Annotated in this window: 16 protein-coding genes, 1 tRNA gene and 1 other RNA gene; 10 read left to right on the top strand and 8 right to left on the bottom strand. The window is 64.2% G+C overall.

The features are described 5' to 3' along the window. The first annotated feature begins 121 nt into the window (after positions 1-121). A complete protein-coding gene (locus tag ABIB45_RS01930) occupies positions 122-1,213 on the top strand; it encodes a LacI family DNA-binding transcriptional regulator (RefSeq protein ID WP_354214226.1) in 1,092 nt (363 codons plus the stop codon). A gap of 173 nt (positions 1,214-1,386) precedes the next feature. Here ABIB45_RS01930 and ABIB45_RS22535 read toward each other — a convergent pair whose 3' ends face one another. Next, positions 1,387-1,596 carry a M24 family metallopeptidase gene (locus ABIB45_RS22535; protein ID WP_502909089.1) on the bottom strand — a complete coding sequence of 70 codons (210 nt, stop codon included), beginning with the start codon at positions 1,594-1,596 and terminating at the stop codon, positions 1,387-1,389. Positions 1,597-1,794: 198 nt separating this feature from the next. Here ABIB45_RS22535 and ABIB45_RS01920 point away from each other — a divergent pair, with 198 nt between their 5' ends. Continuing rightward, positions 1,795-1,974: a hypothetical protein gene (locus ABIB45_RS01920; protein ID WP_354214437.1), complete on the top strand. Its 180-nt coding sequence runs from the start codon at positions 1,795-1,797 to the stop codon at positions 1,972-1,974. A 9-nt stretch (positions 1,975-1,983) separates the two neighbouring features. Continuing rightward, the gene (locus ABIB45_RS01915) at positions 1,984-2,670 is read left to right on the top strand and encodes a DNA alkylation repair protein (RefSeq protein ID WP_354214225.1); all 687 of its coding nucleotides are present in this window, start codon (positions 1,984-1,986) and stop codon (positions 2,668-2,670) included. Here the strand turns inward: ABIB45_RS01915 and mptB are convergent. Then, on the bottom strand, positions 2,663-4,219 hold the full coding sequence (mptB, locus tag ABIB45_RS01910; protein ID WP_354214224.1) for a polyprenol phosphomannose-dependent alpha 1,6 mannosyltransferase MptB: 1,557 nt from the start codon (positions 4,217-4,219) through the stop codon (positions 2,663-2,665). The genes ABIB45_RS01915 and mptB overlap by 8 nt on opposite strands. Before the next feature lie 163 nt (positions 4,220-4,382). Here mptB and orn point away from each other — a divergent pair, with 163 nt between their 5' ends. The 3 genes from orn (at position 4,383) to def (ending at position 5,895) form a co-directional block, all read left to right on the top strand. Continuing rightward, positions 4,383-5,006 (top strand): oligoribonuclease, encoded by a 624-nt coding sequence (gene orn / locus ABIB45_RS01905; RefSeq protein WP_354214223.1) that lies wholly within the window; start codon positions 4,383-4,385, stop codon positions 5,004-5,006. Between the two features lie 129 nt (positions 5,007-5,135). Then, positions 5,136-5,208, top strand: a tRNA-His gene (locus ABIB45_RS01900). A gap of 114 nt (positions 5,209-5,322) precedes the next feature. Further along, the gene (def, locus tag ABIB45_RS01895; protein WP_354214222.1) at positions 5,323-5,895 is read left to right on the top strand and encodes a peptide deformylase; all 573 of its coding nucleotides are present in this window, start codon (positions 5,323-5,325) and stop codon (positions 5,893-5,895) included. 155 nt (positions 5,896-6,050) lie between these two features. Here def and ABIB45_RS01890 read toward each other — a convergent pair whose 3' ends face one another. From ABIB45_RS01890 to rnpB, 4 genes are all read right to left on the bottom strand, one after another. After that, positions 6,051-6,848: an HNH endonuclease family protein gene (locus ABIB45_RS01890; RefSeq protein ID WP_354214221.1), complete on the bottom strand. Its 798-nt coding sequence runs from the start codon at positions 6,846-6,848 to the stop codon at positions 6,051-6,053. 102 nt (positions 6,849-6,950) lie between these two features. Next, entirely contained in the window at positions 6,951-7,154 is a 204-nt protein-coding gene (locus ABIB45_RS01885) for a hypothetical protein (RefSeq protein WP_354214220.1), read from the bottom strand. An 81-nt stretch (positions 7,155-7,235) separates the two neighbouring features. Beyond that, a complete protein-coding gene (locus tag ABIB45_RS01880; RefSeq protein WP_354214219.1) occupies positions 7,236-8,714 on the bottom strand; it encodes a glyceraldehyde-3-phosphate dehydrogenase in 1,479 nt (492 codons plus the stop codon). Positions 8,715-8,973: 259 nt separating this feature from the next. Further along, positions 8,974-9,359, bottom strand: an RNA gene (gene rnpB / locus ABIB45_RS01875) — RNase P RNA component class A. A gap of 56 nt (positions 9,360-9,415) precedes the next feature. On the opposite strand from rnpB, the gene ABIB45_RS01870 reads away from it, so the two are divergent. Then, positions 9,416-10,180, top strand: coding sequence for a YaaA family protein (locus ABIB45_RS01870; protein ID WP_354214218.1), 765 nt, complete (start codon positions 9,416-9,418; stop codon positions 10,178-10,180). 58 nt (positions 10,181-10,238) lie between these two features. Here ABIB45_RS01870 and ABIB45_RS01865 read toward each other — a convergent pair whose 3' ends face one another. Together ABIB45_RS01865 and ABIB45_RS01860 are read right to left on the bottom strand one after the other, a co-directional pair. After that, entirely contained in the window at positions 10,239-10,994 is a 756-nt protein-coding gene (locus tag ABIB45_RS01865) for a zinc ribbon domain-containing protein (protein ID WP_354214217.1), read from the bottom strand. 123 nt (positions 10,995-11,117) lie between these two features. Beyond that, positions 11,118-12,035, bottom strand: coding sequence for a Nif3-like dinuclear metal center hexameric protein (locus ABIB45_RS01860; RefSeq protein WP_354214216.1), 918 nt, complete (start codon positions 12,033-12,035; stop codon positions 11,118-11,120). A gap of 99 nt (positions 12,036-12,134) precedes the next feature. On the opposite strand from ABIB45_RS01860, the gene msrA reads away from it, so the two are divergent. The 3 genes from msrA (at position 12,135) to epsC (ending at position 14,284) form a co-directional block, all read left to right on the top strand. Further along, positions 12,135-12,659 carry a peptide-methionine (S)-S-oxide reductase MsrA gene (gene msrA / locus ABIB45_RS01855; protein ID WP_354214215.1) on the top strand — a complete coding sequence of 175 codons (525 nt, stop codon included), beginning with the start codon at positions 12,135-12,137 and terminating at the stop codon, positions 12,657-12,659. 65 nt (positions 12,660-12,724) lie between these two features. After that, positions 12,725-13,660 carry a cysteine synthase A gene (cysK, locus tag ABIB45_RS01850; RefSeq protein ID WP_354214214.1) on the top strand — a complete coding sequence of 312 codons (936 nt, stop codon included), beginning with the start codon at positions 12,725-12,727 and terminating at the stop codon, positions 13,658-13,660. 39 nt (positions 13,661-13,699) lie between these two features. After that, positions 13,700-14,284, top strand: a complete 585-nt coding sequence (gene epsC, locus ABIB45_RS01845) for a serine O-acetyltransferase EpsC (protein ID WP_354214213.1) — start codon at positions 13,700-13,702, stop codon at positions 14,282-14,284. Positions 14,285-14,286: the final 2 nt, after the last annotated feature.

The following is a 14,286-nucleotide window of genomic DNA, read 5'->3' as shown; positions in this document are numbered from 1 at the left end:
TTTGCCTTTATGATGCACCAGTCAAATGATGCTTGGCAAGCGCTTTCCCTAACCTCTTCATCAAACTGCCATACTGAATGAGCGCCATTTACGCTGGCTTTTCGCCCGAACAGGAGACGACATGGTTGCAAGTACCCTCACCGACGTCGCCCGCCTGGCCGGCGTATCACCGGCCACCGCTTCCCGGGTGCTCAACGGCTCGGCCCGGAAGCCCGGCCAGGACATCGCCGATCGGGTACGCAAAGCCGCCGATTCCCTGGGGTATATTCCCAACGCCCAGGCCCAGGGGCTCGCCAAGTCGAGCTCGGGCCTGATTGGCCTGATCGTCCACGACATCGCCGACCCCTATTTTGCGGCTATTGCACGCGGGGTCCAGGAAGCCGCCCGGGAACAGGGCCGGATGGTTCTGCTGGCAACAACTGCCGGCGCCCCTGCGGACGAAAAGGAAGCGGTGGCCGCCTTTGCCGCCCGGCGGGCCGATGCGATTGTGATCGCCGGATCCCGCTCCGTCCGGCCCGGGGACCACGACGGCAATGCCGAGCTGGCTGCCGAACTGGACCGCTATTGCCGCAACGGTGGCCAGGTGGCAGTGGTGGGGCACCCCGTCGTCGGCTCTTCAGTTTGCGAGGGCTACCACGTGCTGACCGTGCCCAACGAGGAGCTCGCCGCCAACCTTGCCTCAGAGTTGGCCGCTGCAGGGGACCACCAATTCGTCATCATCGGCGGGCCTGCCGGCCTTTTCACCTCAGACGACCGCATCCGCGGTTTCCAGAGCGGCCTTGCTGCCGCCGGATCGCCGGCCGCCGAAGTCATCCGCACGGACTTCAACCGCTCCGGCGGGTTCGATGCCGGCGTTACCCTGGCCGCCCGGATCAAAGCTGCTCAAGCCCCAGCCGACACCGCCCCTGCGCAAAGCAGTCAAGGGATCTGCATCTTTGCCGTGAACGATGTTATGGCCATCGGGGCGGCCGCGGCTCTGCGCAGTAAAGGCCTCCGCATTCCCCGCGACGCCACCATCGCCGGCTTTGACGACATCGAGACGCTACGGGACTTCCGTCCAGCCCTCTCCACCGTCCACCTGCCGCTGGAGGAAATCGGTCGGCAAGCCACGCTCCGGGCAGCGGGAACGGCCCAGGACGACAGACCCATCACCGGCCACGTCACCTTGCGGCGCAGCACTGAAGCCACATTTCATTCCGGCGCGGCAAACTAGCCTGCTTGCAGGGACTACGCCACCCCTGCCGGCAATCGACGGCGGTTCTGCCCCTCCGATTCGCAGCTACGGGAGGGTGAGGATCACCGGACCATCGGCAGTGATGGCCACAGTGTGCTCGCTGGCGCTTCCCGGCGGCCGTTGGCAGAGCGCAGGGTCCACTCGTCGTCGTCTTAGTAGTCGTCCTTGCGGCCCAGGATCATGGGTCGCTGGGCGATGACCAGTCCCTCGGTCAGCTTGATCCCGCGGCCAGGCCTGAAGTCGTTGGGGACTGGGGGTTCGGCGTGCATGGTGCGGCCGATTCCGTGTCCGCTGTGGTCAGCCAGCAGGCCATACCCCGCCCTGCGCGCAGCGCCGCCGACAGCATAGGCCAGGTCTCCCATCTTGTTGCCGATCCGCGCAGCCTCGATCCCGCGGCCAGGGCGGCATCCGTGGCATATGGGAAACGGCACTGAGGCCCAGCGCGGGTGGTAGTTGAGGAAGGCCGGTGTCGCCCCGGCCTTGGCATGGATTCGGCGGCGTGGCTGTCGAGGTCACGCAGCACACCACCCACCCCGGCAGCATCGCGGACGGCGGCCAGCGTGTTCGCCGCAACGCGTCCTGCGTCCCGCATCGGGGAGATCTCCTCCGGGCTCCTGATCATGGACATCAGTGGAATCCTCCCGTGGTTGGCGTGTTTCCCACTCTATGTCCGGGGCGCGGCAGGTGGCGTCGAAGCCGACGGGCAACTGCGCCAGGCGCCGGAAATAGCGGCTGGCTAGAGTTGGAGCATGGTGAACCGCGAACTCTTGGCCGCCATCCGCACAGCGCTGATGGAACAGGCTGATCCCGTACGTGCGGCGGGGGCACAGGCCTACATGAAATCATCCATTCTTTCCCTCGGTGTCAGAGTGCCCGAGGTCCGCCGTTCGGTGCTGGCCGCGGCCACCGCCTATCCTTTTGACTCACCCGAACAGCTGCGCGTGACCGTACTGGAACTATGGCGGGAAGCGCAGTGGCGGGAGGAGCGCTACGCGGCGATCGACCTCACCGCACTGCGGCTGGTTGCCAAGGAACCCCTGATGCTGCCGGTGTACGAGGAAATCGTCCGCACGGGTGCCTGGTGGGACTTCGTGGACGGGGTGAGCCCACGCGTCTGCGCCTTGCTGCAGGCGCACCGGTCCGTGATGACGCCCGTGCTGCGTGCCTGGAGTACGGATGAGGACTTCTGGATCAGGCGCGCTGCCATCACGTCCCAGCTGAAGGCGAAGGCTGCAACCGATACCGCCCTGCTGCGCGAAGCCATCGAGGCGAACCTCGCGGATCCGGAGTTCTTCATCCGGAAAGCCATCGGCTGGGCTCTCCGGGAGTACGCCAAGAGCAACCCTTCGTGGGTCCGGGTTTTCGTCGCAGAACACGCGGCGCAGTTGTGTCCGTTGTCCCGGAAGGAAGCCCTGCGGCATCTGAACCCTAGATGACCGGGCGCTCGGTAACCGGCTCGCCAGTTTTCCGGAAGAGCCGCTTTGTGAGCGGATCCATAAAAATTAGGTACATGGCAAAAAGGAGGCCGGTAATCGCCGCCGCGAACCGGGCCAAAACCAGTGCGAGCCCCAGATCCTCGGTCTGGAGGTAGGGAAATACTTCCAGCTGGTCCGAAATCGCGTAGATCATAAAGAACGACACGATGAAATAAAGCGCCTTGACCTGCCAGTCATTGCGGATGCCGCTCACCGCAAACAGCGGAATGAGCCAGACCACATACCAGGACTGGATCATGGGCGCCAGCACCACCACGGCCGCGAAAGCAAGCGTCAGGCGCCGAATGAGGCGCTCGTGCTCACCCTTGAAGATCTGGAAGGCGACGATGCCCACGGCAAGTACCTTCCCGGCATCGAACACCCACCCTGCCAGCGTCCACCCGTCGAGACCAAAGGCATTCGAAATAGAGGCAACCACCAGGCCCACGAGCCCCACCGGGGCGTACCAGATGAAGATGCTGCCCGGCGCAGAGAGTCCGTTAATCCAGCCGAAGCCGAATCCATTGACCAGGCTCAGGGCATACAGCATGGCGAGGCTCAGCGCGCCGGTGAGGGCCCAAAAGAGGAACTTCCGGGACCAGCCGGCGTTCTTTCCGGCCCACATGAGGCCGATGAACGGGAGGAAAACCACGGTGATGGGCTTGACCGCGATGGACAGGGTTAGCAGGACAATCCCCCTGACCACGCGCTTGGTGGCCGCGTAATAGAGCCCAGCCAGCGCCAGCCCGATCATGAGGGCATCGTTGTGGACGCTGGCAATGAAGTTGGTCAGGAACAACGGGTTGGCGGCGGTGAGCCAGAGCGCGCGGTGCGGATTGACGCCATGGAGCTCAGCCAGCTTGGGCACGTAGATGATGCAAAGTACCACGCCGACAAGCGCAACCAGCCTGAACAGCATCACGCTGGCTTCGGGTTGGACGTTGGTGGACCAGACAACAAACTGCTCAATCCAGAGGAAGAGTTGTCCATAGGGCACGGGAGCTTCGGTCCACAGCCTGTCGGCGCCAAGCTGGAAGTAGTTGGACAGCGCTGAGATGCCGTTCTCGTAGGGGTTGAACCCCTCAACCATCAGCCGGCCCTGACCGATGTACGCGTACACGTCACGGCTGAACAGCGGGACACTGATGACCATCGGCAGGCCCCAGGCCGCGATGGCCTGCAGGGTCGCCTTGCGCGCCTGGGGCCCCCAGACCCGGACCCGCTGGCCCAGCCGCAGCCAGGCGCGGACAAGGAGCATCCCGCCGATGGCGAGCAACACAATGGCCAGGGCAACCCCGATCGCCTCCGTGCGCATCCAGATGAAGATCGGCACCCTGCGGAGTTCCGAGACGGGCGCAAGCCAGCCGACGCCTACTGACCCGATCGCCATAAAGAGCGAGCCGACAAACCCAGCCAGGATCGGGGACCGGGGGTTATCAACTTCGGCCGAACCGGACCCCGGGATCACAGCGTTGGCCATCTCCCCCGTTGCAGGCACACGCGCCGTCATCTCAGGATCGTCCAATCTCTTTGCTTTCAGCGCTTCGGCCCAGCGGGCCGCGGTAGCCGCCCGGGCCGCGCAGTCACAACACAGCGGCAGAAGTACCAGCCTCTCTGTACCCGAAATCCTAGCATCGGAACGTTGCGCCGGAGCTGAACGGTAGGCTGGTCCGGTGCCTATATCTAACGAACGCATCGTCTGGATCGACTGCGAAATGACCGGCCTTGACATCAAGAACGACGCCCTGATCGAAGTGGCGGCGCTGGTGACGGACTCGGAGCTGAACATTCTGGGTGAGGGCGTGGACGTGGTGATCAAACCCGAGGACGCCGCCCTCGCCCAGATGAACGACTTCGTCCGGGACATGCACACCCGGTCCGGGCTGCTGGAGGAATTGCCGCACGGAAAGACCATGGCCGAGGCTGAGGCTGCCGTGATGGGGTACATCGAAAAGTGGGTGCCGGATCCACGCAAGGCCCCGCTGGGCGGCAACTCGGTGGGAACAGACCGGGTGTTCCTCTCGCGTGACATGCCCGCCGTCGTTGAACACCTGCACTACCGGGTGATCGACGTGAGCACCATCAAGGAACTCTCACGCCGCTGGTTCGCCCGGTCATATTTCCAGTCTCCCGCCAAGAAGGGCGGCCACCGAGCGTTGGGGGACATCAAGGATTCCATCGACGAACTGCGTTACTACCGCGAGGCGGTCTTTGTGCCGGCTCCCGGGCCTGACAGCGTCACAGCACGCGGGATTGCCCAGCGGATTACCGGCGGGCAGACCACCCCCGGCGAGTAATCTGCGCCACGTTTTGCGGAATTTTCCGCGAAAACCCCAAAAGTGGCGCAACCATCCCCTAACAGCAGGTAAGCTATTTGAGTTGCCTTTCCAGAGGACCGGGTCACCGGATTACCTGCAGGGCACATGGTGGGCTTAGCTCAGTTGGCAGAGCGCCTGGTTGTGGTCCAGGAGGTCGCGGGTTCAACCCCCGTAGCTCACCCTCACAGGGCGGCGAAAGCAGCCGTTCCCCTGGAGGCCGTACCGGATGTCCGGTGCGGCCTTCTTTTTTGCACAAATGCCGGCGTCACGCCGCACGCACGAAGGGTCAGCTGAGATGACAGTTCTGCCGATCACCATCTGGGGAGAACCGGTACTCCACCGCCGCGCCGCCGAAGTGGAAGTGTTCGACGACGGCCTGCGCACCCTGATTGCCGACATGTTCGAAACCAATGATGCTGCGAACGGCGTGGGCCTGGCAGCCCCGCAGGTTGGTGTAGGCAAAAGAATCTTCGTCTACAAATTCGCCAACGACGACGACGCTCCCCCCGTTGGAGTTGTGGTCAACCCCGTCCTGACGCTGTCCAAAGTTTCCGGGGCCCTGCCCGACCCCGACGAGGAGGAGGAAGGCTGCCTCTCCTTCCCGGGTGGCCAGTTCCCGCTCAAGCGCGCGGAGTGGGCGCGGGTCCAGGGCTTCGACGGCGACGGGCAGCCGGTCGATTTCGAAGCCACCGGCTGGTTTGCCAGGCTCATCCAGCATGAATATGACCATCTGGACGGCAAGCTGTATGTGAACCGGCTTCTGGACCGCTACTCACGGAAAGCCATGAAACTGGCTAAGAAGAGCGGCTGGGGTGTTCCCGGGCTGACCTGGATGCCGGGCGTGGACCCGGACCCGTTCGGACACTAGGCGCCCTCCCTGACATCCGGTCCGGCGCCCTCTATCCTGTGGACCAAGACAGACCGCAACAGTCCGGGCGCCGGCCGCTCAAGCTGCTTGCGGCGGCGGTTCCGATAGGTGCCTTACGGACGGCTGCCTTGGCCACGGCATGTAACGACGCGGGCTTACCCTGCTGATATGGTCCGCTGATCCGGACACGAGTCCAGGACACGCTTCATGGCTTCCTTCTCAGCGTCGGACACCCATAATCCATAGGCGGCCTTCACCGAAATCTGGCGGGCCACGTAGTGGCAGCGGAAGTTATTGTTCTTCGGCAGCCAGGTGGCCGCGTCCCCTGCGCTCTTCTGCTGGTTTGCCGGACCGTCCGCGGCGATGAGGTTGAGTGGATCGTTAGCCAGGCTTTGACGCTGCTGCGGGGTCAGTTCCTGGGCGCCCTTCTGCCAGGCGTCACCGAGCGCCACAACGTGGTCGATCTGGATTTCCTTGCTGCTCTCCGGGCCGCGCCGAAAGTTTAGGGCTTTCCCCGTGTAGGGCTCCAGGATGCCACCGGACTCCACCCTGCATTTGGATCCCTCAGCGAAGCCCACTGGGGCCAGGTCCCGGCGGAGGATGTCGTTGCGGGTGTCGCAGCCGTTCCGGTCAACATCAAGCCAGGCCTGCCCGAACGCCTCGCGCTGATAGTTGTTCTTCGGTGCACGGCCCTTGACCGTGAGCCCCTCCAAGGCAGCACGGGCGCTCCCCTTCGGCACAGGGTAAACCGGGACTACCGGCTTCATCCAGGTGCCGTCAAAAACGGGCGCCTGACTCGGTCCGTCAACGGCCGGTTCAGCGGCGGCGAACTGGCCTGCTGTGAAAAACCACGCTGCTGAGGCCAGCGCAGAAACCGCGAGGACCGCCAGCAAAGCCCACGCTTGCCTCGAGCGACGGCGGGCACGGCGGTAGGCGGCCCAGCTGACGGTCATGGGCTGCCAACTCTTCCGGAAATGCCGTGCATCAGAAGAGCCTAGGGCACCCCACTGACGTCCGGATTGTTATCCACAGTGGGGAGGAAGGGTGGTCCGGATCTACTGCTCCCGTACCACCCGCCGAAGATCCTCTTCAGCCAGCTGAAGGAGGCTTTCCAGCTGCCGGACGCGGCCTGCGCCAACGTCGCCGGCGGCCAGGGCCGCACGGGACTGCTCCAGCAGCCTGACGGCCTCTTTGTGGTTGGCCTTCGCTACGTCAAGGGCGTGTTCGAGGGTGGTCTCGTGGAGAGTTTCGTTATCCATGGCACCAGTGTGGTCCCGATTCCCGGCTGATTCCAGCGAATCAGCCGGGAATGTCGTGATCCCGTGTTGCCGGCCCGGCCTTTAGACGGCGAGTGCGGCCAAGATGGCGGCGGGTTCCTTGGCGGGGAAGGACGGCGGGTTGACACCGGCCATCTCTTCCATGACCCGGACAACCTGGCAGCTGTAGCCGAATTCGTTGTCATACCAGACGTAGAGGATGACGTTCTTGTCATTGGAAATGGTGGCAAGGCCGTCCACAATTCCGGCGCGGCGCGAGCCGACGAAGTCGGTGGAAACAACCTCGGGCGAGTCGATGTAGTCGATCTGCTTGCGCAGTTCCGAATGCAGGGACATCTGGCGCAGGTAATCGTTCACCTCATCCTTGGTGGTGCCGTTTTCCAGGCTCAGGTTCAGGATGGCCAGCGAAACGTCCGGCGTAGGGACGCGGATGGAGCTGCCGGAAAGCTTGCCCTGAAGTTCGGGCAGCGCCTTCCCCACAGCTGTTGCCGCACCGGTTTCCGTGATGACCATGTTCAGCGCGGCAGAGCGGCCGCGGCGGTCGCCCTTGTGGAAGTTGTCGATCAGGTTCTGGTCGTTGGTGAAGGAGTGGACGGTCTCCACATGGCCGTGGATCACGCCGAACCTGTCGTTGATGGCCTTCAGGACCGGAGTGATGGCGTTCGTGGTGCAGGACGCCGCGGACACGATCTGGTCCGAGTCCAGGATGGTGCCGTGGTTAATACCGTGCACGATGTTCTTCAGCGCACCCTTGCCCGGTGCAGTCAGCAGGACCCGGGCCACGCCCTTGCTCTGCAGGTGCTGCGACAGGCCTTCAGCGTCACGCCAGCGTCCCGTGTTATCCACAACGAGGGCGTTGTCAATGCCAAAGGCGGTGTAGTCGATCGTGGCCGGGTTGTCCGAGTAGATCACCTGGACCTGCACGCCGTTGGCGGTGATGGTGTTGGCTTCCTCGTCAACGCGGATGGTGCCCTCGAACGGGCCGTGGACCGAGTCGCGCCGCAGCAGGCTGGCACGCTTGGTGAGGTCCTTGTCCGAGCCGCGGCGCACCACGATGGCGCGCAGGCGCAGGCCCTGGCCGCCGCCTGCCTTTTCGATGAGCAGGCGGGCCAGCAGCCGGCCGATGCGGCCAAAACCGTAAAGCACAACATTGGTGCTGCTGCGGTCATCAGCACCACGCTTGCCCACGATCTCGGCCAGCTCGGCCCGGAGGAACTCCTCCAGGGACGCGCCGTTGCCTTCAAGCTTGTACTTCTCCGTCAGGCGGGCCACGTCGACGGCCGCTGCACCGAGGTCCAGCTGCGCCAGCGTGTTCAGCAGCGGTGCCGTCTCTTCGAGCAGGAGCTCGGTGTTGCTCATGCGCCGGGCGAACCGGTGCGCTTTGAGGATGTTCATGGTGGACTTGTTGATCAGGCTGCGGCCGTGGATGCTCGTCACCACGCTGTTCTCGCGGTACAGCCGGCCAATCACCGGAATCATGGCCTCGGCGAGGGCCTCCCGGCCCATCCACGTATCAAGACAAGAATCTGACGTCTGGCTCACAGAACTACCTTCCTCGGTTCAGCCGCATACGTCCTCGTATGCGGATGTCGGCCACCTGATGTTGTCCAGGGGCCTCTGGCACCGGCGGGATTCTGTTCATCCCGGGTGCCGTGGAGAAGCGCAAAGAAAAACCACCGGCTGCGAACGCAGACCCGGTGGCGGAACTTCTACGTTCGCTCTCTATTCTAGGCCGGGGACACGTCCCGGATGGCCGCCGGGGACGTGAAGTCACTCACATGCACTGCCTGTTGGCATGAGTGGGATGGGTTGACCGATACGCCGGGTTCTGTGCTCCCGTGCCGTTACCAGCGCGGGAGTAGCGGCCATCCATCTACGGACGCCGTTGCCGACGCCCTCCAGCGGCCTACCCGGACACTCGGGCGGGCAGCCCTCAAACGTGTCCTGTCTGACCTTGCTCCGGGTGGGGTTTACCTAGCCTTCCCGGTCACCCGGGAAGCTGGTGGTCTCTTACACCACCGTTTCACCCTTACCTGAGGCCTTCCGTCACCGGAAGACACAGGCGGTCTGTTCTCTGTGGCACTGGCCTGCGGGTTACCCCGAGTGGGCGTTACCCACCACCCTGCCCTGCGGAGCCCGGACGTTCCTCGAGCCACTTGCGTGACGCGCGGCCGCCTGGTCAACCCATCCGGAACCCAGTCTACCGGGGAAGGAGGCAGCGCCGTCGCCGGTAGGATCGTACGGTGCTGATTCTGCTTCCCCCCTCCGAAGGCAAGACCCCCGCAGTCCGCGGATCCGCCGTCGACTGGCCCGCACTGAGCTTTCCCGCGCTCAACCCCTACCGTGCCAAAGTACTTGAGGCACTGGGAACGGTCAGCGCCCACGAGGACGCCCTCGCCCTGCTGGGCGTCGGCGCCTCGCTGAAGGACGACGTCGAACGCAACACCCGGCTCCACGCCGAACCGGCGGCGCCTGCCCACCAGATCTACTCGGGCGTCCTGTACGACGCCCTCGGTTACAAGACCCTCACGCCGGCGCAACGCCGCAAGGCGGATGAATCGGTGGTGGTGGTGTCCGCGCTCTGGGGTGCCATCCGGTTCGCTGACCGGGTGCCCGCGTACCGGCTGTCGATGGGAACTGCACTGCCCGACGTCGGCCGCCTCGCCTCGTTCTGGAAGCCGCAGCTCTCGGCGGCCCTCACGGAGGCGGCTGCCGGGCATCTGCTGGTGGACTGCCGCTCCAGTACTTACGCAGCGGCGTGGGCGCCACCGCCGGCGCAGACGGTGGCGGTCAACGTTTTCAGCGAGGTGAACGGCGCGCGCAAGGTCGTTAGCCACTTCGCGAAACATACCCGCGGTGAGCTGGCGCGGCACTTGGTGTCCCGCCGCGGCACTGCCCCCCGGACCCCCGCCCAACTGCTCAAGGCCACCAGCGAAAAGTGGGCAGCGGAACTCGTGGACGGATCAGCCAGGAAACCCCACGCCCTGAACATCATCCTGCCGGGCTGACTCCGCTACCCCAACCGGGTCGGATTCACTGCAGCAGGAACGCCAGTGACGCCGGGCGCTAGTTATTTGGGGAGGGCGTGTTCCATTCGGCGGAGCGCACCAGGATGGCGCCGGAGTCCGGGCAGAACACGATCTCGTCCTCGGCGGCGGCCTTGATCTCAGCGAGGTCGCCGGGGCTCAGTTTCATTCCGGACGCCTCGGACGTGCCGTGGAACAGCCGGGCTGCGCCCACACCGCGCTTGGCGAGGGTCTTTTCGTAAACTGCCAGCATCCCGGCGTCGAGTCCGGCCGCGAATTCATCGCGCTGGCCACGGACAACCGTCGCTTCGGCCTCAACCTTGGCCAGGGCTTCGTCGAGTTCGGCACGGATGCCGCTGAACGAGCCCTGGATGTCATCAACAATCTGCTGCTGGGCGGCCTGCCGGGCACGAAGGGAGTCGAGCCGGTCCATCACTTCCAGCTCCACGTCCTCGAGGTCGGAGCGGCGTTTGTTGAGCGAGGCAATATCCTTCTGCAGCGCCACGAGGTCCTTGGACAGTCCGGTTCCGCTGTTGAGCCGGGCTTCGTCGCGCTCGATCCGGTTAGCAACCTGCTCGACGTCGGCCTCGGCCCGCTTGAGGTCGGCTTCGGCGTCGTGGACGGCCACTTTGGCGCCGCCCAGTTCACCGTTGGCGACGGAAAGCGCGGCTTCAAGGTCGGTGATCCGCGGATCGGTACTAAGGGTACGGCGGCGGTTCGAGAGGGACTTGAGCTTCGCGTCCAGCCCCTGCAGTTCGAGCAACTTCAACTGTTCCGCCGGTGCTGCCTTAGCCAACTGCTACCTCCGCTTGTTTCCTGCCGGCCGGAACCGGGCACCCGATCGGCGCTCCCTAGACTCTAGCGCCTAGCCAGCTCCCCTGCCTCGCTACGCTCGCCCGGGGCCCCTCGCACGCCAGGCTTAGCCGGGAGTCAGAATGAAGTCCCAGGGGTCGCTGTTGGTGTTGCTCACCTGAATCTCCACGTCGTGGCCCTGATCAGCGAGCACGTTGCCGAGCGCCGATGCTGCGGCCGGCAGCCAGAGCCATTCGCTGGCGAAGTGCGAAACGTCAATGAGGTATGGCCGGCCGTTTACTGCCGCCTCGCGGGCTTCGGACGCGGGATGGTGCCGGAGGTCGGCGGTGACATAGACGTCGGCGTTACTTGCCCGCACCTCGTCGAACAGTGAGTCTCCCGCACCCCCACACACTGCAATGCGCCGCACCAGGCCATCCTTGTCGCCGGACACCCGGACTCCCCCGGCCACGGCTGGCATGATGCCGAAAACCCGGGCGGCGAAATCGCCCAGGCTCATGACGTCCGCCAGATCCCCCACGCGGCCTATGCCTTCTTCGGGCAGGCCGTTCGCGGCAACGGTCAGCGGGGCGACATCTTCCAGTCCCAGCGCGTCAGCCAGGACGTCAGAAACACCCCCGACGGCGGAATCCCCATTGGTGTGGACGGTCAGTAACGCCGTTCCCGACTCGATGAGCCGGTGGATGGCCTGCCCCTTGGCAGTAGTGGCAGCCACTGACGTGACACCTTTGAGCAGCAACGGATGGTGGGTAATCAGCAGCTCGGCACCCCATTCCACTGCTTCTTCGATCACCGCAAGTGTGGGATCCACAGCGAACATAACGCGGGTGACCGGCGCTGCGGGATGGCCTGCCACGAGGCCCACTTCGTCCCAGTTTTCGGCCAGGGACTCGGGCCAGAGTTCCTCGACCGCCAGCAGCACCTGCCCTAACGTGGGTGCAGGCGAGCCCTCCCCCGGGGCATCGGCCCCGGATCCGGTGCCGCCACTGTCCGCATCTGTAACGCCGGTGTCTGCAGATTCCATAGACTCAGTTTTACCCCATCACGCCGTTTGGCCGGCATGTGCCGCAGTCTCGTAGGGTGGTCAGGGAATCATCCGGGGCTCTCAACCATTGAAGAGGTCATGAAAACTTTTGTTCTGGGCGGAGGCTGCTTCTGGTGCCTGGACGCCGTCTACCAAAAAACCAAGGGCGTTACGTCAGTTGTTTCCGGCTACACCGGCGGCCACCATCCGCAACCTGACTACTACGATGTCTGCAGCGGAACCACCGGTCACGCCGAGGTGGTGGCCGTGACTTTTGATGAGGCAGATATCCCGTCCGAAGTCATCCTGGACATGTTCTTCGCGCTGCACGACCCCACCACGCTCAACCGCCAGGGCTACGACGTCGGCACGCAGTACCGATCATCCATGTTCTACGAAACCACCGAAGAGAAGATTCTCTTTGAAGAGGCCATCGATCGGAACCAGGCGCTGTGGTCGCACCCGATCGTCACGGAGGTCAGCCGGCTGCCACGGTTCCACGTGGCCGAGGACATCCACCAGGATTACTTCGCCAAGTACCCCGAGCAGGGCTACTGCCAGGTGATCATCAACCCCAAGCTGGCGAAGGCCCGGAAATATTACTCTGCATGGCTTAAGGCTTAGCAGCGGCCGCAGGCCCTCGTTAGGCTGACCTCAGTATTCACACTTCTCCAGATAGGCGTATGTACATGGCAAGGATCTATGACGATGTAACGCAGCTGGTCGGCGGCACCCCGCTGGTCCGACTGAACCGGCTGAGCGAAGGGCTGGACGCCACCGTGGCCGTCAAGCTCGAGTTCTACAACCCGGCCAACAGCGTCAAGGACCGCATCGGCGTGGCCATCGTGGATGCCGCTGAGAAGTCCGGTGCCCTCAAGCCCGGCGGCACCATCGTTGAGGGTACGTCCGGCAACACCGGCATCGCCCTGGCCATGGTGGGCGCTGCCCGCGGTTACAAGGTCATCCTGACCATGCCCGAAACAATGTCCACCGAGCGTCGTGTGATGCTCCGTGCGTTTGGCGCCGACATTGTGCTGACCCCCGGTTCCGAGGGCATGCGCGGCGCAGTGGAGAAGGCCCAGGAAATTGTGGCCAACACCGAGAACGCCATTTGGGCCCAGCAGTTCGCCAATGAAGCAAACCCGCAGATCCACCGCGAGACCACGGCCGAGGAAATCTGGTCCGACACCGATGGCAAGGTAGACATCTTTGTTTCCGGCGTCGGCACGGGCGGAACCATCACCGGCGTCGGGCAGGTCCTGAAGGAGCGCAAGCCGGACGTCCAGATCGTGGCCGTGGAACCGAAGGATTCCGCCATCCTCAACGGCGGCGCCCCGGGCCCGCACAAGATCCAGGGCCTGGGCGCCAACTTCATCCCGGAACTGCTGGACACCAACGTCTACGATGAAGTCCTGGACGCCACCCTGGAGGATTCCGTACGCGTAGCCCGTGAACTGGGCGTCAAGGAAGGCATCCTCGGCGGCATCTCGTCGGGCGCCATCGTCTGGGGTGCCCTGGAACTGGCCAAGCGCCCGGAGAACGCCGGCAAGCTGATCGTCGCTATTGTCTGTGATTTCGGTGAGCGTTACATCTCCACCGTGCTCTATGACGACATCCGCGGCTGATCCAGCCGTCGTCGCCTCGTTTCCTGTAGAAAGAACTTTGTGGGCTTTTTCGCAAGACTGAAGGAAGACCTCGACGCCGCCCGGTCCCACGACCCGGCGGCTCGAGGTTCTTTTGAGAACTTTTTCGCCTATTCAGGGCTGCATGCCATCTGGATTCACCGGTTAACACACCGCCTGTGGCAAACCCCGGGGCTGCGTTTCCCGGCGCGCCTCGTGTCGCAACTGGGCCGCTTCCTGACCGGCATCGAGATTCATCCCGGTGCCACGATCGGACGCCGCTTTTTCATCGACCACGGCATGGGCGTGGTCATCGGCGAGACCGCCGAAATCGGCGAGGACGTGATGATCTACCACGGTGTCACGTTGGGCGGCCGGTCGCTGGCCAAGGTCAAGCGTCACCCTACTATTGAGGACCGGGTGACCATTGGCGCCGGCGCCAAGATTCTGGGGCCCATCATCATCGGCCGGGATAGCGCCGTGGGCGCCAACGCTGTTGTGGTGAAGGATGCACCGCCGGAATCGATCGTCACCGGGGTGCCCGCCAAGTGGCGCCACCGGGATGCGCAGCGCGAAACCAAGCCTGCGGTTGATCCGGCCGAGTACGACATCGAATACCGGATCTGACG

Origin of the sequence: Arthrobacter sp. UYCo732 (assembly GCF_040547265.1) — a bacterium.
Lineage (GTDB): Bacteria > Actinomycetota > Actinomycetes > Actinomycetales > Micrococcaceae > Arthrobacter.
Note: the sequence above shows the minus strand (reverse complement) of the source record. Positions and strands in the feature narration are given on the sequence as shown.

Coding starts and splice junctions, on each gene's coding strand:
- mptB (WP_354214224.1), bottom strand. CDS start 4,219: ATGACGGCGCGTGTGCCTGCAACGGGGGAGATGGCCAACGCTGTGATC.
- ABIB45_RS22535 (WP_502909089.1), bottom strand. CDS start 1,596: ATGGGAGACCTGGCCTATGCTGTCGGCGGCGCTGCGCGCAGGGCGGGG.
- ABIB45_RS01860 (WP_354214216.1), bottom strand. CDS start 12,035: ATGGAATCTGCAGACACCGGCGTTACAGATGCGGACAGTGGCGGCACC.
- ABIB45_RS01890 (WP_354214221.1), bottom strand. CDS start 6,848: ATGACCGTCAGCTGGGCCGCCTACCGCCGTGCCCGCCGTCGCTCGAGG.
- cysK (WP_354214214.1), top strand. CDS start 12,725: ATGGCAAGGATCTATGACGATGTAACGCAGCTGGTCGGCGGCACCCCG.
- msrA (WP_354214215.1), top strand. CDS start 12,135: ATGAAAACTTTTGTTCTGGGCGGAGGCTGCTTCTGGTGCCTGGACGCC.
- ABIB45_RS01915 (WP_354214225.1), top strand. CDS start 1,984: ATGGTGAACCGCGAACTCTTGGCCGCCATCCGCACAGCGCTGATGGAA.
- ABIB45_RS01885 (WP_354214220.1), bottom strand. CDS start 7,154: ATGGATAACGAAACTCTCCACGAGACCACCCTCGAACACGCCCTTGAC.
- def (WP_354214222.1), top strand. CDS start 5,323: ATGACAGTTCTGCCGATCACCATCTGGGGAGAACCGGTACTCCACCGC.
- ABIB45_RS01930 (WP_354214226.1), top strand. CDS start 122: ATGGTTGCAAGTACCCTCACCGACGTCGCCCGCCTGGCCGGCGTATCA.